Raw genomic sequence first — 22,237 nt, 5'->3', positions numbered from 1 at the left:
TAGGGCGGGGATACTCCCCGCCCTCTTTTCCATCCCCGTCCCGGGCTTGACCCGGGACCTCTCGCTTTGGACAGTCAGACAAGCAGAGTTCAACCAAGGCCCCCGACATGACCCACATTCTCGCCATCGACCAGGGCACCACCTCCTCCCGCGCCATCCTCTTCGACAAGGGCCTCACCCCCGTCGCCACCGCGCAAGAGGAATTCACCCAGCATTTCCCGCAATCGGGCTGGGTCGAACATGACGTGGACGATATCTGGGCCACGACGGCCGGCACTTGCCGCGCCGCCATCGAACGCGCGGGCCTCACGCCTTCGGACATCGCCGCAATCGGCATCACCAACCAGCGCGAAACGACCATCGTCTGGGACCGCACCACCGGCAAGCCCGTACACCGCGCCATCGTCTGGCAGGACCGCCGCACCGCCCAGACCTGCCGCGCCCTGCGCGACGCCGGCCACGAGGACATGATCACCGACCGCACCGGCCTTCTACTCGACCCCTATTTCTCCGGCACGAAACTCGCCTGGATCCTCGACAATGTCGACGGCGCCCGGGCCAGGGCAGAGGCCGGCGACCTCCTCTTCGGCACCGTCGACTGCTACCTCATCTGGAAGCTCACAGGCGGCAAGGTGCATGCCACCGACGCCACCAACGCCGCCCGCACGCTGCTCTACGATATCCGCAAGGGCCGGTGGAGCCAGACCATTTGCGACCTCCTGAACGTGCCCATCAACATGCTCCCCGAGGTCCGCGACTGCGCCGCCGACTACGGCACCACCCGCGCCGACCTCTTCGGGCGCGAGATCCCCATTCTCGGCGTCGCGGGCGACCAGCAGGCCGCCACCGTGGGCCAGGCCTGCTTTGCCCCCGGCATGATGAAATCCACCTACGGCACCGGCTGCTTCGCCTTGCTCAATACCGGCGACGAGCCCGTGCGCTCGCAGAACCGCCTGCTCACCACCATCGCCTACCAGCTTGACGGCAAACCCACCTACGCGCTCGAAGGCTCGATCTTCATCGCCGGCGCGGTCGTCCAGTGGCTCCGCGATGGCCTCAAGATCATCCGCGAGGCGGGCGAAACCCACGCCTTGTCCGACCGCGCCGACCCCCACCAGAACGTCATCCTCGTCCCCGCCTTCACCGGCCTTGGCGCGCCCTACTGGCAGCCCGACTGCCGCGGCGCGATCTACGGCCTCACCCGCAATTCCGGCCCCGCCGAGTTCGCCCGCGCCGCCCTCGAAAGCGTCGGCTTCCAGACGCGCGACCTCTTGGAGGCGATGACCGCCGACTGGTCCTCGGACGAGGCCAAACAGGTCCTGCGCGTCGATGGCGGCATGTCCGCGTCGGCTTGGGCGATGCAGTTCCTCGCCGATATCATCGGCGCGCCGGTGGACCGCCCCAAGGTGCTCGAAACCACCGCGCTCGGCGCCGCGTGGCTCGCCGGAATGCAGGCCGGGATCTACCCAGACCAGGCCGGTTTCGCCGAAGGCTGGGCGCTCGATCAGCGGTTCGAGCCCGCGATGGACGCCACCACCCGCGACGCCAAGTACGACGCCTGGAAGCGCGCCGTCGAAGCCACGATGTCCGTATGATCACACCGTTTGGCCTCGCCGCCCCCACGCGCATCCTCTTCGGTCGCGGCGAGTTCGCCAAGGCGGTCGACCTTGCCGCCTTTCTCGGCCCTCACGCCTTCGTTGTTCACGGGGCCACCCCGCGCCACGCAACCGCCCTGCTCGACGCTCCCGGCCTGGAGGCCACCGGATTCGCCTGCCCCATCGAGCCTGACCTCGCCCTTCTGGAAACCGCTCTCGACATCGCGCGCCAAGCGCGCGCCACCCACGTCGTCGCCATCGGCGGCGGCGCCGCCATCGACCTCGGCAAGGCCGTGGCGGGCCTCCTGAACGCCAAGACAAGCCCCGTCGATCACCTTGAGGTCGTGGGCCGCGGCCAGCCTCTCACCACGCCGCCCGCCCCCTTCATGGCCATCCCCACCACTGCCGGCACCGGCGCAGAGGCAACGAAAAACGCAGTCATCGGCGTGCCCGATCACGCCCGCAAGGTCTCCCTCCGCGACGCCGCCATGCTGGCCGACATCGCCCTTGTCGATCCCGCCCTCACCGACAACACGCCCAAGTCCGTGACCCTCGCCTCCGGCCTCGACGCCGTCACCCAGGTGATTGAACCCTACGTCTCATCCCGCGCCAACCCGCTCACCGACGCGCTCTGCCGCGCCGCCATCCCCCGCGGCCTGCGCGCCCTGCGCAAACTGATGGAAGGCGAAAACGCGGACGCACGCGACGACATGGCCTTCGTCAGCCTCACAGGGGGCCTCGCGCTGGCCAATGCCGGCCTCGGCGCCGTCCACGGACTCGCCGGCGTCATCGGCGGCCGCGTCCCCACGGCCCCGCACGGCGCGGTATGCGGCGCGCTCCTGCCCGCCACGCTGGCCGCCAACTTCACCGCCCTGCCCAAGGACAGCCCGCACGCCCGCCGCATCGCCGAAATCCGCGTCAGAGCCTCCGAGGCGCTCGGCACTGCCGACATCGCCGCCTGGTCCCGCCATCACGGCCTGCCGACCCTCGCGCAGATGGGCGTCGCCCCCGCCGATCACGCCGCCATCGCCACCGAGGCGCAATCCTCCAGTTCCATGGCCGCCAACCCGGTCGAACTCCCGGTCGAGGTTCTGCAAGGCATACTCGCCGCCAGTTAGTCTGCGCCGCCCGGCTTTTCACTGTTCCAAAAATACTCAATCCCACGCCAGCCACGCGCGCGCCTTCAAGCCTCCCAAGTGACCCGCCCGCCGCACAGCGTCAGAACCGCCCGCGCAGATCCCAGCTCCGACGGCTCCATGCCTTCCAGGTCATGCGACATCACCGCGATATCCGCCATGAACCCCTCCGCCAGCCGCCCCTTGCGGTCTTCGCTGAACTCCACCCAGGCATTGCCCGCCGTGTAACTCTCCAGCGTCTCCAACAGCGCCTGCGACTGGTCGGGCCACCCCTCGCCCAGGTCCATCGGATCCACCGCCGCCCGCACGTTCGGCATCACGTCGACCGGCATCACCGGCCAGTCTGTTGAAAACACCATCCGAGCCGCATGCTCCCTCTGCGCCCGCCACGCATAGGCATAGGGCCACTGGTCGGGCCGCAGCACGTCGCGGATGCCATGGGGCGGAAAGAAATGCCCGAACGCCGCGTGCCCCGGCTGAACCGAGGCCACCACGTCGAGCGCTCCAAGCCGCGGCAGGTCGTCGGGATGAATGACCTCGATATGCTCGATGCGGTGCCTTGCATCGCGCTCACCATTGGCCTCCCGCGCCGCGGCATAGCCATCCAGCGTCTGCCGGACCGCCAGATCCCCGATCGCGTGCGTGGCCAGCTGAAACCCCTTCGCGTCCGCCGCCACACAGGCCGCGTTGAACTGCTCAGGCGTGAACACCGCGTCGCCATTGCCGTCGGTGCCGGGGTAATTCTCCAGCATCAGCCCCGTGCGGCTCTCGATCACCCCGTCCATGAACATCTTCACCCGGTTGCACCACAGGTACTCGCTGCTGAAGCGAGCCCGCATCTCCTCGGCTTCGTCCAGCCGGCTCAGCGGATCGTGGCTCTTCAGGTGAAACGGCACCTCCACGCGGGCAATCAACTCGCCCTCGTCCTCCAGCTCCGCCAGCAATTCCATCTGGTAGAAATTGCCGTCCATGTTGTGCAGCCCCGTGATCCCGTGACTGGCGCAATGCTTCAGCCCGGCGATCAGTGCGGCCTTGTCCTTGGCCCGCTCGTCCGGCCCCGGCGTCGGCACCGGATCGGCCCCGGTGATCAGGCCCGCCATGTCCCGCCCGCCATTCCGCGTCAGGCTCAGCACATGCGCATAGGCCGACGGCTCCAGCAGCGCGCCCGTTGCCGTGCCATCCTCGGCCATCACGATCTCCGCCCCGGCCTCCACCGGCCCGCCATGCAGGATGCCGGCCAGCTCCAGCGCCGCCGTATTGGCCCAGATCGTATGATGGTCGGCGGCATATAGGGCCAGCGGCCGGTCCGGCAGCACCCGGTCCAGATCCTGCCGCGTAGTCTCGCGCCCCGGTCCCATCAATTCATAAGCCGCCTGCACCGCGAACACGACCCGGTCCTCGGGGCACTCACGGGCATAGGCCCGCACCGCCTCTGTCACCGCATCCTCTCCCTGAACGCCATAAAGGTCGAGATACCCCATCTCCACCGACCCGGCGAACAGGTGCACGTGGCTGTCGATGAACCCCGGCAGCACAGTTGCGCCTGCCGCATCCACCTGCTTCGTATCCGGCCCCGCCAGCGCGCCGATCTCGGCACTCGTGCCCAGCGCCACGATCCGCCCCGACGCCACCGCCAAGGCCTCGACCCTTGGCCGATCCGGGTCCATGGTCAGGACCTTCCCGTTCAAGATCACGATTTCGGGTGCCATGGCTGCCTCCTGCCCTGTTTCGCACATGGAACCCGCACCCGCCATTGCCGTCAAGCTGGACAGTCACCCCGCCCTGCGCTTTCTTAAGCAAACCCACAGCCACGCCCGCCCATTCAACAAAAGCTGAATCTCATGGCCATCAAAATCGACATGCTCCGCTGCTTTCTCACCGTGGCCGAGCGCGGCAACCTCGCCGACGCGGCCGAGGCCCTGGGCCGCACCCCCTCCGCCGTCTCCATGATGCTGCGCCAGTTCGAGGATCACATCGGCGCGCCCCTCTTCGAGGCCGGGCGCAAGTCCCGCCTCACCCGCCTGGGCGAGCTCATCCGTGTCGAAGCGGGGCGCGAGCTCGCGCATTTCGACAGCACCATCGCCGCCATCGAGGGGCTTTCCCGGGCCGAGGCCGGCCATGTCCGCCTGTCGGTCACGCCCTCGGTGGCGCAGATGCTGATGCCCGCCATCCTGCACCGCTTCGCCGAAAACCACCCGCTGGTGCGCATCAACATGCGCGACACCGACAGCGCCACCATCGCCCATGACCTCGCCGCCGGCCGCGCCGACATCGCGCTCGCGTCCCTCGGCCCCCAGGCCGGGTTCGACCGCACGCTCCTTTTCGCCGACCGCTTCGGCGTGGTCTGTCCCTCGGGCCATCCCCTCGCCACCGACTGGGAGGCCCTCACCTGGACCGACCTCGTGGATATTCCCTTCATCGCCAACGGCCTCTGCCACTATATCAGCGACCCCGCTTTCCGCCCCATCCTCGACCGCGCCACGCTCAATGTATCCGGCACCGCCGCCCTCCTCAGCCTTGTGCGCGCCGGCATGGGCGTCACGCTTTTGCCCGAACTCACCATGCAGGGCACCGAGCACGACATCACCTTCCTGCCCCTCGTCGACGCCTCGATCCGGCGCGAGGTCTGGATGTTCACGGCCCCGGAAACCGAAATGACCCCTGCCGCCGCCGCCCTCGCCCAAACCATCCGCGAACAGGAAATCACCTTGGCCCACTGACGCCAAAATTCAGCTACTCTGAAATTCATTACAAAACTTTGCGTTTGCCTTGAACCGCTGCATTGGCAACACTTCGCCAATCACATTCCAAGGATGCGCAATGACCGACCTCAAGCTGAACTACGTCGCAGGCCATTGGGTCGAAGGGCCCTCGTTCATCGAAAACCGCAATCCTTCGGACCTCTCCGACCTCGTCGGTCGCTTCACCCAGGCCAGCGCCGCGCAGCTGGACGAGGCCATCGCCGCCGCCCGCACCGCGCAAACCGATTGGGCCACCTACGGGCTTGAACGCCGCCAGGCCGTGCTCATGGCCATCGGCACAGAGCTCATGGCCCGCGCCGAGGAACTGGGCACGCTGCTCTCCCGCGAAGAGGGCAAACCCTTCGCCGAGGGCAAGGGCGAGGTCTACCGCGCCGGGCAGTTCTTCACCTATTATGCCCACGAGGTCCTGCGCCAGCTGGGCGAAAACGCCGACTCCGTCCGCCCCGGCGTCGAGGTCGACGTGCGCCGCGAACCCGTCGGCACCGTCGCCGTCATTTCCCCGTGGAACTTCCCCACTGCCACCGCGTCTTGGAAAATCGCGCCCGCGCTGGCCTACGGCAACGCCGTCATCTGGAAACCGGCCAATCTCACGCCCGCCTCCGCCGTCGCCCTGACCGAGATCATCGCGAAACAGGACATCCCCCCGGGCCTCTTCCAGCTTGTCATGGGCGCAGGCCAGGATGTCGGCCAGCGGCTGGTCGAGAGCCCCGACATCGACGCCATCTCCTTCACCGGCTCGGTCCCGGTGGGCCGCCACATCGCCGCCTCGGCTGTGCAAAACTTTACCCGCCTGCAAATGGAAATGGGCTCCAAGAACGCGCTCGCGGTGATGGACGACGCCGATCTTGAGCTTGCCGTCACGCTGGCCCTTGGCGGCGCCTTCGGCGGCACCGGGCAGAAATGCACTGCCTCCTCGCGCCTCGTGGTCCACGCCGGCATCCACGACGCCTTCGTCGACAAACTCGTCGCCGGCGCCAGGGCCATGAAGGTCGGCCACGCCCTGGCCGAGGGCACGCAGATGGGCCCCGTCGTGTCCGAGAGCCAACTCAACGAGAACCTCGCCTACGTCGAAAAAGGCCAGTCCGAGGGTGCCGAGCTTGCCTGCGGCGGCACCCGCCTGACGCTCGACCACGACGGCTATTACATGTCCCCCGGCGTGTTCCTCGACACCACAAACGACATGGCCATCAACCGCGAGGAAATGTTCGCGCCGCTCACCTCCGTCATCAAGGTCGGCAGCTATGACGAGGCGCTCCACGTGGTCAACGACACCAGGTTCGGCCTCACCTCCGGCATCGTCACGCGCTCCCTCGCCCGCGCCAGCCATTTCCGCCGCAACGGCCGCACCGGCGTGGTCACCGTCAACCTGCCCACCGCCGGCACCGATTACCACGTGCCCTTCGGCGGCCGCGGCGACAGCTCTTACGGCCCGCGCGAGCAAGGCATCCACGCCCGCGAGTTCTATACCATCGTGAAGACCGCCTACACCTCGGCGGGATCGCCGGAATGACCCGCCAAAAGGCATCGCCGGGCCGTGCACGCCCCTGGGTGGGCGCCACCACGGCCCTTCAAAGCGCGGCGGCGTCCCTCTGCCGAACACCGCTTCGGCGCGCAACGGCGCCGATGCCCTTGCCCGTGGGGAGGGGCGGGCGCGGGCCGGCGATGCCGGGCACAACCGTTCAAACCGTGCTGGAAGGCAGCGCGCCATGACCTACCGCATCGACGGACTGCAATACGCCAACTGGTCGGAAAAGATCTTCCGCCAAATGCGGCAGGGCGGCCTCGATGCCGTCCACGTCACCATCGCCTACCACGAAACCTTCCGCGAAACCGTCCTCAACGTCGAACGCTGGAACCGCTGGTTCGAACAATACCCCGACCTGATCATCAAGGGGCGGTGGGCAGGCGATGTGCGCACCGCGCACGAGACCGGCCGCACCGCCATCTTCTTCGGCTTCCAGAACCCCTCGCCCATCGAGGACGATATCGGCCTCGTCGAGGTCTGGCACGACCTCGGCGCACGCTTCATGCAGCTGACCTACAACAACCAAAGCCTCCTCGCCACGGGCTGCTACGAGGCCGAGGATGCGGGCCTCACCCGAATGGGCCGCGAGGTCATCCGCGAAATGAACCGCGTCGGGCTGGTGGTCGACATGTCCCACTCCGCCGACCGCTCCACGATAGAGGCCGCCGACCACTCGCAGCGCCCCATCGCCATCACCCACGCCAACCCGCACGCCTGGCACCCCGCCCTGCGCAACAAGCGCGACGACGTCATCCGCGCCGTAACCTCGAATGGCGGCATGATGGGTTTTTCGCTCTACCCGCACCACCTTGCAGGCAGCACCGACTGCACGCTCCAGGGCTTCTGCCAGATGATCGCCGACGCGGCCGAAACCTTCGGACCCGAGCATTTCGGCATCGGCTCCGACCTCTGCCAAGACCAGCCCGACAGCATCGTCGAATGGATGCGCACCGGCCGCTGGACCAAGAGCATCGACTACGGCGAAGGCTCGGCCGCCAATCCCGGCTTCCCCCCGCAACCCAACTGGTTTCAGAACAACACCGACTTTCCGAACCTGGCGGACGGCCTCAAACAAGTCGGCTTCGACGACAGCGAGATCGCCGGCCTCATGGGCGACAACTGGCTGCGCTTCTTCCAAGACAACTTCACCCCGGAACACCAAAAGCAGGACACCTGAAGGCGCAGAACGCCACCCCAGGGACAGTCCACAGGGAGACTTGAATGTCCGATACCACGCATACCCAAGACGCCACCGCCGCGCACAGTTCGGGCGGCACGCACCACATCAACAAGCCGCTCTTCGCCATAACAGGGGGCTTCATCGCGCTTTTCTGCCTCGTGGCCCTCTATGACCTCGACCTCCTGAGCAACATGGTCGACGCCAGCTTCGCAGTCTCGGCAAAGTATTTCGGCCTCTACTGGCAGCTCCTGCTGCTGGCCACCTTCCTCATCGGCCTCGTCCTGATCGTCCTTCCTGGCAGCAAGGCCCTGATGGGCGACCTCACCACACCCGAATTCCCCGTCTTCCAATGGGGCGCCATGATCATGTGCACGCTTCTGGCAGGCGGCGGCGTCTTCTGGGCGGCGGGCGAGCCCATGGCCCATTTCCTGTCGACACCGCCCTATTTCGGCGCCGAAAGCGCCACGGCAGAGGTCGTCGCGCCCGCGCTGGCGCAAAGCTTCATGCACTGGGGATTCCTCGCCTGGGCCATCCTGGGCGCGCTGACCACGGTGATGCTGATGCATTACCACTATGAAAAGGGCCTGCCCATGGCCCCGCGCACCCTGCTCTACCCGCTCTTCGGGGACGCCGCCATCAAGGGCCCCATCGGCCTCATCGCCGACGCGTCCTGCATCATCGCCGTGGTCGCGGGCACCGTCGGCCCCATCGGTTTCCTGGGTCTCCAAGTCAGCTACGGCCTCAACGCGCTCTTCGGCCTCCCCGACACCTTCGGCACGCAAGCCGCCGTCATCCTCGGCCTCGTCGCGATCTACACGCTCTCGGCGGCCACCGGCCTGTCCAAAGGCATCCAAGTCCTCAGCCGCTTCAACGTGATCCTCGCAGCCCTCCTGCTGCTCTTCATCCTTGTGGCCGGTCCAACCGGCTTCATCTTCCAGGGCTTCTTCAGCGGCATGACCACCTACATCACCGATTTCTTCGGCATGGCGCTCTATCGCGGCGAGGCCGGCCTCTTCGGCGATCCCGGCTGGCTCGGCTGGTGGACCGTGTTCTTCTGGGGCTGGTTCCTGGGCTACGGCCCGCTCATGGCGATGTTCATCGCCCGCATCAGCCGTGGCCGCTCGATCCGCTCGATCGTCATCATGCTGTCGATCGTCGCCCCCATCGTCACCTGCTTCTGGTTCACGATCGTCGGCGGCACCGGCATCAGCGCCGAACTCGGCAACCGGGGCGCCATCTCCAGCGCCTTCGAAGGCTTCAACCTGCCCGCCGCCCTCTTGGCGATCACCCAGTCGCTGCCCGCGGGCTTCATCGTCTCGGTCCTCTTCCTGATCCTGACGACCGTCTTCGTGGCCACGACGGGCGACTCGATGACCTACGTGATCTCGGTCGCCATGTCGAACGAGGATATCCCCTCGCTCCCCGTGCGCATCTTCTGGGGCATCGCCATGGGCGTGATGGCCCTGATCCTGATCTACACCGGCTCGGGCGGCATCTCGAAACTGCAAAGCTTCATCGTCGTCACCGCGGTGCCGGTGTCGCTGGTGCTGCTGCCCTCGCTCTGGGACGCGCTGCGCATCACGCTGGCCAAGGGCCGCGAAGCGAACTGACACCACCACCGGGGCGGTCCTTGGACGGATCGCCCCCACGCCCCTATCATCGGCATTGAAGGAGCCGGCATGGACCAAGTGGCACAGCAAAGGGTCCCACCCCGTGACCCCGACACGGTCATGACGCTGGCCCGTCTCGGCGCCGCCCACCAGACACGGCTTTCCTTCATGCGCCAGCTTCTGCGCCGCCTCAACCGCGACGACTGGACCATCACCCAGACCAGTTTCGACATCGACGCGGGCGGCGTCGGCCACGCCATCTACACCGCGCAAGGGCCGGACCACGCCTATTCCCTCGTCGCCTTCGCCCATGACCTGCCGGCAGACCAACGCTCCGACCGCGTCATCGCCACCGCCTGGGACGCCACCTTCACGCTCTATGACGGCATCCCCACCGAGGCCGACATCGCCCGCCTGCGCGACAACGTGCCAAAGCAGGAATCCGGCCGCATCTCCGACCGCGAGCTGTCCCTCTCCCGCGCCAACCGCTCGGTCCGGCTCTGGGACCATGTCGTCGACGCCCTCAGCGCAGGCCACCAGCCGGACGAGGACCAGGTCCGCGCCGTCGGCTACCTGATGCGCACCACGGCGGTCTACGGCTCGGGCAAGTTCGGCGCGGCGGACCGCGAACAGACCCGCCACCGCCCCGAATGCGCCGGGCCGTTCCAGATCGAAATGCTGTCCGTGTACCTCACCCGCTGCTTCGTCATGGACCTGGTCGAGCACATGGCCCGCGCCCGCAGCCCCGGCACGGCCGTGCCGCTCGACCCCGCCCTGCGCCGCCGCTTCGGCATCGGCAATTCCACCGGCCTTGGCATGGCGCCCTTCCTGGTGAACCACCCCGCCCTCCTCAACGCTTGGGTCGCCGCGCGGGAAGAGGCGCTGGCCCGCGTCCGTTCCCAACCCGCCGCGCCCGAGGCCACCGCGCAAGCCTTCCGCCGCTTCGCCGCCCGCGCGCAGATCCATGCCGAGGGCTGGCACTCCGCCCACCCGATGCAGATCCAGAAATGCACCGACCTGCGCTCGGACATGAAAGCGCTCATGGCGCATCTGGACACCGCCGACCTCACCACCGATCACCCCTGGAACCGCCTCTGGCTCTGGGGCGAGGCGCACCTGTCGCTCGAAGGCCAGGAACAGCTCGCCTCGCTGCTGATGGAACCCTACGGCGATCTGGTCGACGACCTCACCCAATGCATGGCCGCCGACGAACAGGCCAGTTTCCCTATCGACGGCACCATGCCGCTTGTCCGCCTGAGAGACATCATCGAGGATATATACGCTTGGGCTCTGGCCACCGACTGGACCGCCCGCAAGGCGCAGGCCCGCGTATGGTACACCTCCCAGGCCAAGCTCGAACCCCGCCTTGGCGAACGCGCCCTGGAACCGATCGAGCCCTACGAACAACCCCTCGGCCCCGGCCGCGACGCCGTGCTGGCCCATGCCGCGCTCAAGGACGCCCCCCAGTCCACCGTCGCCGAATTCCTGCTGGCCCACCCCCAGCATCGCCATATCGCCCGCCGCGCCCAGATCGCCGCCCGCCTGCCCTATGCCGAGATCCGCGACAACACGCTATCCGCCGACATGCTGCCCGTCGACATGCTCCGGCTGAAGCTCAGCTTCTTCGGTGCCTGCCATTTCGATCCCCGCTCGGACCGCTGGCTGCGGATCAACATGTTCCAGCACGCTCCCTTCCCTCACGAGCTTGCAGAGACGGGCGACGACTGGACCCTCCCGCCCCTTCCAATGGGCGCGCAATGATGTGGTCACTGAATGAAATCGAGGCGCTCTCGCGCAAGGCCACCCGCGGCGCCGGATACGCCTGGGGACTGGCCGAGGAAGCCGGCCGCGCCGCCCGCTGGACCTGCGCCGCCGGCTGGCCCGGGGCGCTGGCCCTGGCCGAGGTCCTGACCCGCAACGATGGCGCCCCCGCCGCAAGCCTTGGCCCGCAGGCCCTGGGCGAGACGTGGACCGCGACTGGCGGCCTTCTCTGCCCCATCGCCACCGGCGCGACGCTCTGCGACCTCGCCGCCGACTGGGCCGCGGGCCGCACCGTGACCACGGGTCCGGTCGCATGGCCCTTGCTTTTGGTCCCCTACATGGTCTGGGCCGCCGACCGCACCGGCGCGCATCTGTCTCTGCACTGGCAAGGCTGCACGATCACACGGGGCGACGGCAAAACGCATCTCGATGACCCCGGCGCCGCCCTCGACTGCGCCCAGACAGACACGGTCCATCTCGCCGCCGCGGAGGCACGGCACGGCACCATGCTCACCCGGCTCTACCGCGCCACCCCGATGCCACAGGCGATCGCAATCCTCGAAACCTTCGCACAGCGCACCTACGCCCCCGAAACCGAGGCCAGCCGCCTGACAGGCGCCGGCGCCGGCCTCAGCGACAACGACTGACCGCCAGAAAATTCTGCGAATTTTCCCGGCCCCCGCGCGGCCACCCGCGCCAGAAAATTCGCAGAATTTTCTCAGGCCGCAGCCTCACTGCCCGACCGGTACGGATGGTCGCAAGCCATGCCCTGCGACTCGGCGCTGTCGGCGATCAGCCCGCCGAGGATTAGCGCAGCCAGCGCCACGATATGAAAACGGTTGGGAAGGGTCATCGAAATGCCTCGCTCTGCGATCTGGCGGGCAAGCCGTCACATCCAGCGAACGGAATGCGCGGATCACCCCTGCGCATGGGTCGCATCGCCTGACAGACAGGTTCAGAAAATGGCACCGACGCGATGCTACCGGGATACCGACGCGATACCGACGTTCACAAAGGTTAATTCCGAGGGCTTTACCCGCCGGCCGCCTCAACCCGCCTCGGCCAGCCGCGCCACGTAGCGTGCCAGCGTATCAATCTCCAGATTCACCAGGTCGCCCACAGCCACGCGGCCCCATGTCGTGACCTGCTTGGTATGCGGGATGAAGTTGACCCCGAACACCGCGCCCTCGACCTCGTTCACCGTCAGCGAGGTGCCGTTCAGCGCCACCGATCCCTTGGGCGCGATGAACTTCGCCAGCGCATCCGGGGCGCGCAATCTGACCCGCGTGCTGTCGCCCTCATCCTCGACGCCGACCACCTCGGCCAGGCCATCCACGTGCCCCGAAACGATGTGCCCGCCCAGTTCGTCTCCGACCCGTAAAGACCTCTCGAGGTTGACTTTTCTGCCCTCACCCCAGGTATCCAGGTTGCTCTTCGACAGGGTCTCTGCCGACACGTCCACGTCGAACCAGTCCGGCCCCTTGTCCACCACTGTCAGGCACACGCCGTCGCACGCGATCGACGCGCCCATGTCGACGCCCGCCATGTCATAGCCGGTGCCGATCCGCGCCCGCAGATCACCGCGCTGTTCCAGCGCCCGTATCTCGCCCATATCCGTGATTATACCGGTGAACATGCCCGTCTCCCTGTGGTCCAGTTCCGACCTACCGGGCAAGCCCGCCCAAGGCAAGGACCGCCCCACCGTCCCCAGCCTTAATTTCGACTAAATACTGGCCTAACAGACTCCAAAAGTTTAAACGCATCCAGGCGTAAAAAAGGCACAAGGGTATGAGTTCACCAACCGGCGACAACCGGGTCTTCTTGTTTTTGCAAGGACCCCACGGCCCGTTTTTTTCAAGGCTGGGCCGCATGTTGCGCCGCGCCGGGGCGGAGGTATGGCGCGTGGGCTTTAACGCCGGCGACGCGGCCTTCTGGCGCGACCGCCGCAGCTATATCCCCTTCACCGGCGCCGCCGAAGACTGGCAGCCCACCTTCCGCGCATTGGTGCAGGACAAGGGCGTCACCGATCTGGTACTCTACGGCGATACGCGCACGATCCACGCCCAGGCGGTCGAGGAGGCGCGAGCGCTCGGCCTCACCATTCACGTGTTCGAGGAAGGCTACCTGCGCCCCTACTGGGTCACCTACGAGCGCGGCGGCTCGAACGGCCATTCGCGCCTGATGGAAATGGGCGTCGACGACATGCGCAAGGCTCTGGAAAACTCCGACATGGACACAGCCCTGCCGCCTGCCTCCTGGGGCGATATGCGCCAGCATATCTTTTACGGCGCGGCCTATCACGGCTGCGTGCTGCTGTTTAATCGCCGCTACCGCAATTTTCGCCCCCACCGCGCCCTGACCGTCCGCCAGGAATTCGCCCTTTACCTCAAGCGGTTGGTCCTAATGCCGTTTCAGGCCATCGACCGGCGCATCGCCACCTGGCGCATCCGCCACGGCGGCTTTCCCTATCATCTGGCGCTGCTGCAACTGGAACATGACGCCTCGTTCCAGAAGCATTCTCCGTTCACCACGATGACCGAATTCCTCGAAACCGTGGCCGAAAGTTTCGCCAAGGGCGCGCCCAAACACCATCACCTGGTGGTCAAGGCCCACCCGCTCGAGGATGGCCGAACCCCGATCCGCGCGACCCTTCGCCGGTTGGCGCGGCAGCACGGCATTTTCGACCGCGTGCACTATGTGCGCGGCGGCAAGCTGGCGCGCCTTCTAAACGAGGCCCGCAGCGCCGTCACCGTGAACTCCACCGCCGCGCAGCAGGTGCTCTGGCGCGGCATTCCGCTCAAGACCTTCGGCGAAGCGGTCTATGCCAAGCCCGAATTCGTCTCTACCAAGCCGCTGCGCGATTTCTTCGCCGGAGCCGAACGGCCCGACCGCAAGGCCTATGGCGATTACCGCCGCTACCTGCTCGAAACCAGCCAGGTCGCGGGCGGCTTCTATTCCGCCAACGGCCGCCGACAGCTTCTGCGCCAGGCCGTCGACATGATGCTCAGCTCTGATGATCCCTACGACGCTCTGGTCACGGGCACCGCGGCTCCAAGGCAACAGTTGCAGGCCGTCACCTGAAGACCCAGCCCTAAGGCACTGGATTTTCATGACGCTTCACGCTACGGTTGGTAAAAAACCGAGGCAGGAAATCAGGTCGAGGAGACCGGGCAGTGAAAATCCAATCCAAACGATGGGCGAAGTCCGTCGCAATAATGCTCGTTGTGAGCATGATCGCGTCGTGCAGCTTCCTCCCCCGCTCAGGCCCCAGCAAACGCCAGATCTACTCCGGTTCCGTGCAGCGATCCGGCGATGCTTTCGTGGTTTCGGTCAATGACCGCGTAACCCGCGCCACCGCCGTTCAGCCCGCACTCGGCTTCACCGACGCCTTCAAGAATGCGGGGCTCGTCGGCTCCGACACCATCCGCCCCGGCGACACCCTGGGCCTGACAATCTGGGAAAACGTCGATGACGGCCTGCTGGCTGGCGAAGGCGCCAACCAGACCCTTCTGGAAGAAGTGCAGGTCGACGGTGCCGGCTTCATCTTCGTGCCCTACGCGGGTCGTATCCGCGCCGCCGGCAACACGCCCGAGGCGATCCGGCGCATCATCACCTCCAAGCTCGATGAACAGACCCCCGACCCGCAGGTCGAGGTGCGCCGCCTTGCTGGCGACGGCGCCACGGTATCGCTGGTGGGCGCCGTGGGCGGCCAGGGCGTCTACCCGATCGAGCGCCCCACCCGCACGCTCTCCACCATGCTGGCCGCTGCGGGCGGCGTGACCATCGAGCCGGAAATCGCGCAAGTCACCGTGATCCGCGGCAACATGCGCTCCAAGGTCTGGTTCCAGGACCTGTTCCGCCACCCCGAGTTCGACATCGCCCTGCGCGGCGGCGACCGCGTGCTGGTCGAGGAAGACACACGCGCCTTCACCGCGCTCGGCGCCACCGGCGGGCAGGCTCGCGTGCCGTTCCCGTCGCCCACCATCTCGGCGATCGAGGCCATCGCCCAGGTCGGCGGCCTTCAGGCCAATGCGGCCGACCCCACCGGCGTTTTCGTGCTGCGCAACGAACCGGCGGAAATCGCCAATCAGGTCTTGGGCCGCAACGATCTCATCGGGGCCCAGCGGCTGGTCTACGTGCTGGACCTTACACAGCCCAACGGGATGTTCATGGCCCGCGACTTCGCCATTCGCGACGACGACACGCTCTACGTCACCGAGGCTCCCTTTACCCAGTGGAGCAAGGTCATCGGCGCGCTCACCGGTACGCTCGGCGCCGTCGGTTCCATCTCGACCGCAGGCGATACGCTCAGCGGATCCTGATGGCGCGAACCACCCTTTCGAAACCCGCCGGAGAAGAGTCGTCCCGGCGGGTTTTCTATTTCAACGCGGGCTTCCTGCGCCAGCGCCGCATTCGCCGCATCCTCGAGCTCGCCGGCCTGCCTCTGCAGCTTGGCAAGCCCGGCGCGGACGACCTGATCGCGGTCTGGGGCCGCTCGCCTTACGCCAGCCGGGGCGAGGCGATGGCGGCAAAGACCGGCGCCAGCATCGTGCGGGTCGAGGACGCCTTCCTGCGTTCGCTGCATCCCGGTCGCGCGGGCGAACCGCCGCTGGGAGTGCTAATTGACCATACCGGCGTTCATTTCGACCGCAGCGCACCCTCGGACTTGGAAACACTTCTGGCCACCCATTCGCTCGACGACACCGCCCTCATGGACCGGGCCCGTGGCTGCATCGCCCGCATGACCGAAGCGCACCTTACAAAATACACCGCCTTCGATCCTGCCGCGCCCTGCCCCGCGCCGGGCTATGTCCTGGTGCTGGACCAGACCCGCGGCGACGCATCGGTCACACATGGCGGAGCCGACGCCAACACCTTCCGCGAGATGCTCTATTACGCGCAGGAGGAAAACCCCGGCTGCCCGGTCTTGGTAAAGACTCACCCCGAAACCGTGCAGGGCCACCGCCAGGGCTATTTCGGCCCCGACGATACCTCCGACCGCGTCATGCTATTTTCCGATCCGGTCAGCCCTTGGACCCTCATGGAAGGCGCCGTCGCGGTCTACGCCGTCACCTCCCAACTCGGGTTCGAGGCGATCTTCGCCGGTCACAAACCCCATGTCTTCGGCCAGCCCTTCTACGCCGGCTGGGGCCTGACCGAGGATCGCCACCCTCACCCCCTCTCCCGTCGCGGCCGCGCTCTTTCACGGGCACAGCTCTTTGCCGCCGCGATGATCCTTTATCCCAAGTGGTACGACCCCCACCGCGACCGCCTCTGCGAGCTGGAAGACGCGATTTCCATCCTCGAGGCCCGCACGAATGCATGGCGGGCCGATCACCGTGGCTGGGTCGCGTCGGGCATGCGCCTGTGGAAACGCAAGCCCTTCCAAAAGATCTTCGGCACCGAGAAGCGCGTGATCTTCAAGGACGACCCCGCCCGTGCAGCAAAAATTGCAGCCACCAACAATCGCACCCACATGTGCTGGGCCGGCAAAGCCCCTGCCGACCTTCCGGTTATCCGCGTGGAGGACGGGTTCCTGCGCTCGCGAGGGCTGGGTGCGGACCTGGTGCCGCCCCTGTCGCTCGTCTGCGACGATCTCGGCATCTACTACGATCCCACGCGCGAAAGCCGCCTGGAACGGTGGATCGCACGGCGCAAAATTTTGCGCCCCGACCAGGACCTGCGCGCCGAACGCCTGATCCGTCGCCTCGTGTCCTTGGGCCTCAGCAAGTACAATCTCGGCCTCTCGGTTCCCGACCTGCCCGACGGCCCGCGCGTGCTTGTCCCCGGCCAGGTCGAGAATGACGCCTCCATCCGCACCGGCGCGGGTCGGATCGCGACCAACCTCGCCCTGTTGGAGTCGGCCCGCGCCGCGCATCCCGATGGCGTCCTGCTATACAAACCCCACCCGGATGTCGAGGCGGGCCTGCGCGAGGGCGCAATCGCCCAGGCCGATCTGGACAGGCTCGATGCCATCGCCCTGCCCCGCGCCGATCCCGCCGCGCTGTTGTCCCAAGTGCAACGCGTCTTCACCATGACCTCGCTCATGGGATTCGAGGCACTCCTCCGCGGCGTTCCCGTCACCACCACTGGCGCGCCGTTCTATGCCGGGTGGGGCCTGACCACCGATACCGGCGACGTCCCCGCCCGCCGCGCCGCGCGGCCAACGTTGCACGGCCTCGTTCATGCCGCGCTCATCGACTATCCGCGCTATTTCGATCCCGTCACCGGCCAGCCCTGCCCGGTCGAGGTCGTGCTGGACCGCCTCGCCACCGGCGACATCCCCCATCCCGGCCCGGCCAACCGCCTTCTTGCAAAACTTCAGGGGCTTCTTGCCTCGCGCGCCAGCCTCTGGCGGTGACAATCCGGCCCGGTGCCTTATCTTGAGTGCAACGGACCGGATGGAGGATCGGATGGACCGCAACAGCGATTTCACCCAACGCGCGGTCGTACATGCCGCCGACGAGAACTGGATCGCCTCGCCCATGCCCGGTGTTGACCGCCGCATCCTCGACCGGATCGGTGACGAAGTGGCCCGCGCCACCTCGATCGTGCGCTACGCCCCGAACAGCGCTTTTTCGTCTCATGTCCATACCGGCGGCGAGGAATTCCTCGTGCTCGACGGCGTGTTCTCGGACGAGCACGGCGATTTCCCCGAAGGCAGCTACATCCGCAATCCGCCGGAATCCTCTCACACGCCGGGCTCCGCGCCGGGCTGCACCATTCTCGTGAAACTCTGGCAGTTCGACCTCGGCGACCGCACCCATGTCCGCATCGACACGAACAAGATGCGCTTTCTGCCGGACCGCGACGCGGTCGAGATCATGCCTCTCTTTTCCGACGGGCTTGAGGATGTCGCGCTGGAACGCTGGGCACCGGATGCGACCGTATCTCTCGAAGCACCCGACGGGCTGGAACTGCTGGTGCTGGACGGCGGCTTCACCGAAGGCGGCGAGACCTTCAAGCGTCTCAGCTGGCTGCGCCTGCCCAAAGGCGCGTCATCAACTGCCCAGGTCGGACCCGACGGCGCCCGCGTCTGGATCAAGCGCGACCACCTGCGCGACACCCCGACCGGCCCCAAGACGTAACCCGTCCCGGACCCGATCCGGGACCTCTTCGCCACCCGGCTCAAAGGTCACTCTCCATAAGGCACCCACACGGTCTTGACCTCCGTCGCCGCCTCCAGGAAGGCACGGCACCCGCCCGCATCGTACCAGTCCAGCGCGCGTCCATTGTTCACCCAGGTCCGCTTGAGGTTGGCGGCACTCTCCCGCTCGATCACGGCCGACAAGTCGGCCGAGGCAAAGCTCCAGACCGCCTCGACATCCGTATGCCCGGCCAGGTGCGGCGCCAGCTCCGCGACCGGCCCCACCAGCAAGTTCGCCACGCCCGCCGGCACGTCCGAGGTTTCCAGCACCTGCACCAGTTCCATCGCCGCCAGCGGGAAGGGCTCCGACGCCACTAGCACGGCGCGATTGCCCATCGCCATCGCCGCCCCCAGCACCGACACCAGCCCCAGCAGTGGCGCCTCATCCGGGCAGAACGAGCCGATCACGCCCACAGGCTCACGCAGCGCCAGCGCCATGCCGCGGATCGGCACCGCGGCGGCCTCGCCCGCGAATTTGTCCGCCCAGGCCGCCCATGTGAACAGCCGGTCGACACTGGCCTCCACCTCACCGGCGCCACTGCGCCCGCCGCTCATGGCGTCCAGCACCCCCGCGAAATCACCCGCTCGCGCCGACAGGTTCTCGGCAATGTAATACAGGATCTGCGCCCGCGCGTGGCCGCTGGTCCTGCCCCAGGCCGCCGCCCCGCGGGCGGCCTCAACCGCGTTGCGGATATCCTTGCGGTTGGCCACCGGCACCTGCCTCAGTGCCTTGCCCGACTTGCCGTACACCACGCGCGAATACCCCCCGTCGGGCCGCGCCTGCTTGCCTCCTATGTACAGCTTCGGTGTCCGGTCCATTCCTTCGACCACACCGTCTGCGCCCCCCGTGAACCCCGCGATCGGGCGCAACGTCTTTCGCGCCCCCGCCGGCCTTAGGTAGGCATCCAGCCCCGCCCATCCGCCTTCGCGCCCGAACCCGCTTTCGCGCACACCGCCAAACGGCGCCGCCGCGTCGAATATGTTGCTCCCGTTCACCCAGACCACGCCCGCCGCCAGCTTCGGCGCCACGTCCAGCGCCAGGTTGAGGCTTTCCGACCAAACCGACGCCGCCAGCCCATAGCGCGTGTTGTTGGCCAAAGCGACGGCTTCCGCATGTGTCCGGAACGTGGTCGAGACAAGCACCGGACCGAAAATCTCTTCCTGCATCAGCGCGTCCGAGGGCGCCAGCCCGGTGATCAGCGTCGGCGGATAGAACGCCCCCTCCGACGGCATCTCCACCGCAGCGGCAAACCTCTGGCCCGCGGCACTGCCATCGACCAGCCGCCGCACCCGCTCCACCTGTACAGGGTCGGCCATCGCGCCCACGTCAATGCACTTGTCCAGCGGGTTGCCGATGCGCAGCTTGCCCATTCTCTCGCGCAGCCGCGCCTGAAAATCGTCAGAGATCCCTTCCTGCACCAGCAGCCGCGAGCCCGCGCAACAGACCTGGCCGCCATTCAGCCAGATCGCATCGACCAGCCCCTCGATGGCGCTGTCGATATCGGCATCCTCGAACACGATGTAGGCGCTCTTGCCGCCCAGCTCCAGCGTCAGCGCCTTGCCCTGTCCCGCCGTCTGCTGCCGGATGCGCCGCCCCACGTCGGTCGAGCCGGTAAAGGCCACCTTGTCCACGCCCTCATGCGTGACGACCCGCTCGCCCACTGCGCCGTCGCCGGTCACGATGTTGACCACGCCCTCGGGCAGCCCGGCCTGCCGGCAGATATCCGCGAAAAGCAGCGCTGTCAGCGAGGTCCATTCAGCGGGTTTCAGAACCACCGTGTTGCCCGCCGCCAGCGCCGGCGCCACTTTCCAAGCCAGCATCAACAGGGGAAAGTTCCACGGGATCACCTGCCCGCACACCCCGTGCGCCCGCCGGTCCGGCCGCTCGACATCCAGCAACTGCGCCAGCCCGGCGTGGTGATAGAAATGCCGGTGCACCAAGGGCACGTCGATGTCGCGGCTTTCGCGCACAGGCTTGCCGTTGTCCAGCGCCTCCAGCACCGCGAAAAGCCGCGCGTTCTTCTGCACCAGCCGCGCCAGCGCATAAAGGTACCGCGCCCGCCCGGGCCCGCCTAGGCGCTCCCATTTCGGCTGGGCCTTCCGCGCCGCCGTCACAGCGGCATCCACGTCCGCCGCACTGGCCTGGCTCAGCAGCGCCAACACCTCGCCCGTGGCCGGGTTCCTCGCCTCGAACCCCTCGCCCGGCGCGGTGAACGCCCCGTCGATGAAATGCCCGAACCTGTCGCCCTGGTCCACCAGCCAGGCATAGGCGTCGGCGGCGCTTTCCGGCGCGGGGCCATAGTCCATGCTTTCGAAGATTTCCTTGACGGTCATGGCTTCATCGTTCCCGAAATATTCAATTCCATGCGCTCACCCCAGGCCATGCCGCCACCCCGCCGAATACCGCCCGGTGACGTGGTGCTCCAACTGCCGCTCGATATCCGCCAACAGACTTGACGCGCCAAATCGGAACAGGTCGGGCCGCAGCCACCGATCGCCCAATTCCTCCTTGATCATCGACAGGTAAACCAGCGCATCCTTCGCCTTCGAGATGCCACCGGCGGGCTTGTATCCAACGCGGCACCCCGTCGCCGCGTGATAGGCCCGGATCGCCCGCAGCATCACGAGCGTCACCGGCAGGGTTGCGTTCACGCTTTCCTTGCCGGTCGAGGTCTTGATGAAATCCGCCCCCGCCATCATGCACACCAGCGACGCCCGCGCCACGTTGCGCAGACTGCCGAGCTCGCCCGTGGCCAGTATCGCCTTCACATGCGCCGCGCCACAGGCCGCGCGAAAGGCCTGCATCTCGTCGTAAAGCGCCTGCCAGTCACCGGTCAGCACATGCCGGCGCGAGATCACGATGTCGATTTCGTCGGCACCTTCAGCGACGCTCGCCTCGATCTCGGCCAGCCGCAGGTGAAACGGCGACAAGCCCGCCGGAAACCCGGTCGAGACCGCAGCCACCGGAATTCCGCTGCCCTCCAGCGCCCGGCGGGCCGGCGCTACCATGTCGTGATAAACACAAACCGCGCCAACGCTCAGCCCTTCCATCCCCAGTTCGGCCAACAGGTCCGCGCGTAACGGCTGTCGCGCCTTGGCGCACAGCCGCGCGACTCGCCCGGCGGTGTCGTCGCCCGACAAGGTGGTCAGGTCGATACAGCTGATCGCCCGGCAAAGCCACGCCGCCTGGTAGTCCTTCTTGACCGTCCGCCGCCCCGGCAACGTGCCCGCTCGCCTCTCGACTGCCGAGGTGTTCACCGCGACCCTCGCCACGTGGTCGAGGTCCAGCGGGACGCCCGCGTTGCGCGGCTCCAACGTTTGCGGCAGGTGCGTCTGCGCGGTCTCAGTCCGGATCGTCATGGCCACCATTCAAGCATGGAAAATCACCCGCAAAGCGTCGCATGCACGCCGCCCCTTGGCAAGCCGCAGCCGGGCGCAGGCGCACCTGCACGAAATTTGCACAACCGCGCCGCCAACCGGTGCACATCCCTGCCCTAGCCTACCCTCACAACCACCATACC

At 67.1% G+C, this 22,237-nt stretch carries 17 protein-coding genes; 12 read left to right on the top strand and 5 right to left on the bottom strand.

Annotation, left to right across the window (positions count from 1 at the left end):
* Nucleotides 1-107: 107 nt before the first annotated feature.
* Entirely contained in the window at nt 108-1,595 is a 1,488-nt protein-coding gene (gene glpK / locus RBB31_RS11765; protein WP_306129490.1) for a glycerol kinase GlpK, read from the top strand.
* Nucleotides 1,595-2,713, top strand: a complete 1,119-nt coding sequence (locus RBB31_RS11760; RefSeq protein ID WP_306129590.1) for an iron-containing alcohol dehydrogenase — start codon at nt 1,595-1,597, stop codon at nt 2,711-2,713. Before glpK ends, RBB31_RS11760 begins: the two co-directional genes overlap by 1 nt.
* 65 nt (nt 2,714-2,778) lie before the next feature.
* Here the strand turns inward: RBB31_RS11760 and RBB31_RS11755 are convergent, their stop codons facing one another.
* Nucleotides 2,779-4,440, bottom strand: coding sequence for an amidohydrolase (locus RBB31_RS11755; RefSeq protein WP_306129489.1), 1,662 nt, complete (start codon nt 4,438-4,440; stop codon nt 2,779-2,781).
* 132 nt (nt 4,441-4,572) lie between these two features.
* Between RBB31_RS11755 and RBB31_RS11750 the strand changes: the two genes are divergently transcribed.
* From RBB31_RS11750 to RBB31_RS11725, 6 genes are all read left to right on the top strand, one after another.
* The gene (locus RBB31_RS11750; protein ID WP_306129488.1) at nt 4,573-5,451 is read left to right on the top strand and encodes a LysR family transcriptional regulator; all 879 of its coding nucleotides are present in this window, start codon (nt 4,573-4,575) and stop codon (nt 5,449-5,451) included.
* A 100-nt stretch (nt 5,452-5,551) separates the two neighbouring features.
* The gene (locus tag RBB31_RS11745) at nt 5,552-7,003 is read left to right on the top strand and encodes an aldehyde dehydrogenase family protein (protein ID WP_306129487.1); all 1,452 of its coding nucleotides are present in this window, start codon (nt 5,552-5,554) and stop codon (nt 7,001-7,003) included.
* A gap of 196 nt (nt 7,004-7,199) precedes the next feature.
* On the top strand, nt 7,200-8,195 hold the full coding sequence (locus tag RBB31_RS11740) for a membrane dipeptidase (protein ID WP_306129486.1): 996 nt from the start codon (nt 7,200-7,202) through the stop codon (nt 8,193-8,195).
* Between the two features lie 44 nt (nt 8,196-8,239).
* Nucleotides 8,240-9,808 (top strand): BCCT family transporter, encoded by a 1,569-nt coding sequence (locus RBB31_RS11735; RefSeq protein ID WP_306129485.1) that lies wholly within the window; start codon nt 8,240-8,242, stop codon nt 9,806-9,808.
* A gap of 69 nt (nt 9,809-9,877) precedes the next feature.
* The gene (locus RBB31_RS11730; protein ID WP_306129484.1) at nt 9,878-11,569 is read left to right on the top strand and encodes a hypothetical protein; all 1,692 of its coding nucleotides are present in this window, start codon (nt 9,878-9,880) and stop codon (nt 11,567-11,569) included.
* Nucleotides 11,566-12,216, top strand: coding sequence for a DUF3726 domain-containing protein (locus RBB31_RS11725; RefSeq protein ID WP_306129483.1), 651 nt, complete (start codon nt 11,566-11,568; stop codon nt 12,214-12,216). The genes RBB31_RS11730 and RBB31_RS11725 overlap by 4 nt, the downstream gene beginning before the upstream one ends.
* 71 nt (nt 12,217-12,287) lie before the next feature.
* On the opposite strand, the gene RBB31_RS11720 is transcribed toward RBB31_RS11725, so the two are convergent.
* Both RBB31_RS11720 and RBB31_RS11715 read right to left on the bottom strand, forming a co-directional pair.
* Complete coding sequence (locus tag RBB31_RS11720; protein WP_306129482.1) at nt 12,288-12,422, bottom strand: hypothetical protein; 135 nt, start codon at nt 12,420-12,422, stop codon at nt 12,288-12,290.
* Nucleotides 12,423-12,617: 195 nt separating this feature from the next.
* Nucleotides 12,618-13,205 (bottom strand): riboflavin synthase, encoded by a 588-nt coding sequence (locus RBB31_RS11715; RefSeq protein WP_306129481.1) that lies wholly within the window; start codon nt 13,203-13,205, stop codon nt 12,618-12,620.
* Between the two features lie 152 nt (nt 13,206-13,357).
* On the opposite strand from RBB31_RS11715, the gene RBB31_RS11710 reads away from it, so the two are divergent.
* From RBB31_RS11710 to RBB31_RS11695, 4 genes are all read left to right on the top strand, one after another.
* Nucleotides 13,358-14,650, top strand: a complete 1,293-nt coding sequence (locus tag RBB31_RS11710) for a capsule biosynthesis protein (RefSeq protein WP_306129480.1) — start codon at nt 13,358-13,360, stop codon at nt 14,648-14,650.
* A gap of 134 nt (nt 14,651-14,784) precedes the next feature.
* Nucleotides 14,785-15,891, top strand: coding sequence for a polysaccharide biosynthesis/export family protein (locus RBB31_RS11705; RefSeq protein ID WP_306129479.1), 1,107 nt, complete (start codon nt 14,785-14,787; stop codon nt 15,889-15,891).
* Complete coding sequence (locus RBB31_RS11700; protein ID WP_306129478.1) at nt 15,891-17,930, top strand: capsular polysaccharide biosynthesis protein; 2,040 nt, start codon at nt 15,891-15,893, stop codon at nt 17,928-17,930. The genes RBB31_RS11705 and RBB31_RS11700 overlap by 1 nt, the downstream gene beginning before the upstream one ends.
* A gap of 52 nt (nt 17,931-17,982) precedes the next feature.
* Nucleotides 17,983-18,657, top strand: coding sequence for a cupin domain-containing protein (locus tag RBB31_RS11695; protein ID WP_306129589.1), 675 nt, complete (start codon nt 17,983-17,985; stop codon nt 18,655-18,657).
* A 47-nt stretch (nt 18,658-18,704) separates the two neighbouring features.
* Here RBB31_RS11695 and RBB31_RS11690 read toward each other — a convergent pair whose 3' ends face one another.
* Nucleotides 18,705-21,050, bottom strand: a complete 2,346-nt coding sequence (locus RBB31_RS11690; protein ID WP_306129477.1) for an aldehyde dehydrogenase family protein — start codon at nt 21,048-21,050, stop codon at nt 18,705-18,707.
* A gap of 36 nt (nt 21,051-21,086) precedes the next feature.
* Nucleotides 21,087-22,076: a deoxyribose-phosphate aldolase gene (gene deoC / locus RBB31_RS11685; protein ID WP_306129476.1), complete on the bottom strand. Its 990-nt coding sequence runs from the start codon at nt 22,074-22,076 to the stop codon at nt 21,087-21,089.
* Between the last annotated feature and the right edge of the window lie 161 nt (nt 22,077-22,237).

The sequence above is a fragment of the Roseovarius sp. MMSF_3350 genome (assembly GCF_030733425.1).
Lineage (GTDB): Bacteria > Pseudomonadota > Alphaproteobacteria > Rhodobacterales > Rhodobacteraceae > Roseovarius.
This window is presented reverse-complemented; position numbering and strand designations above follow the sequence as displayed.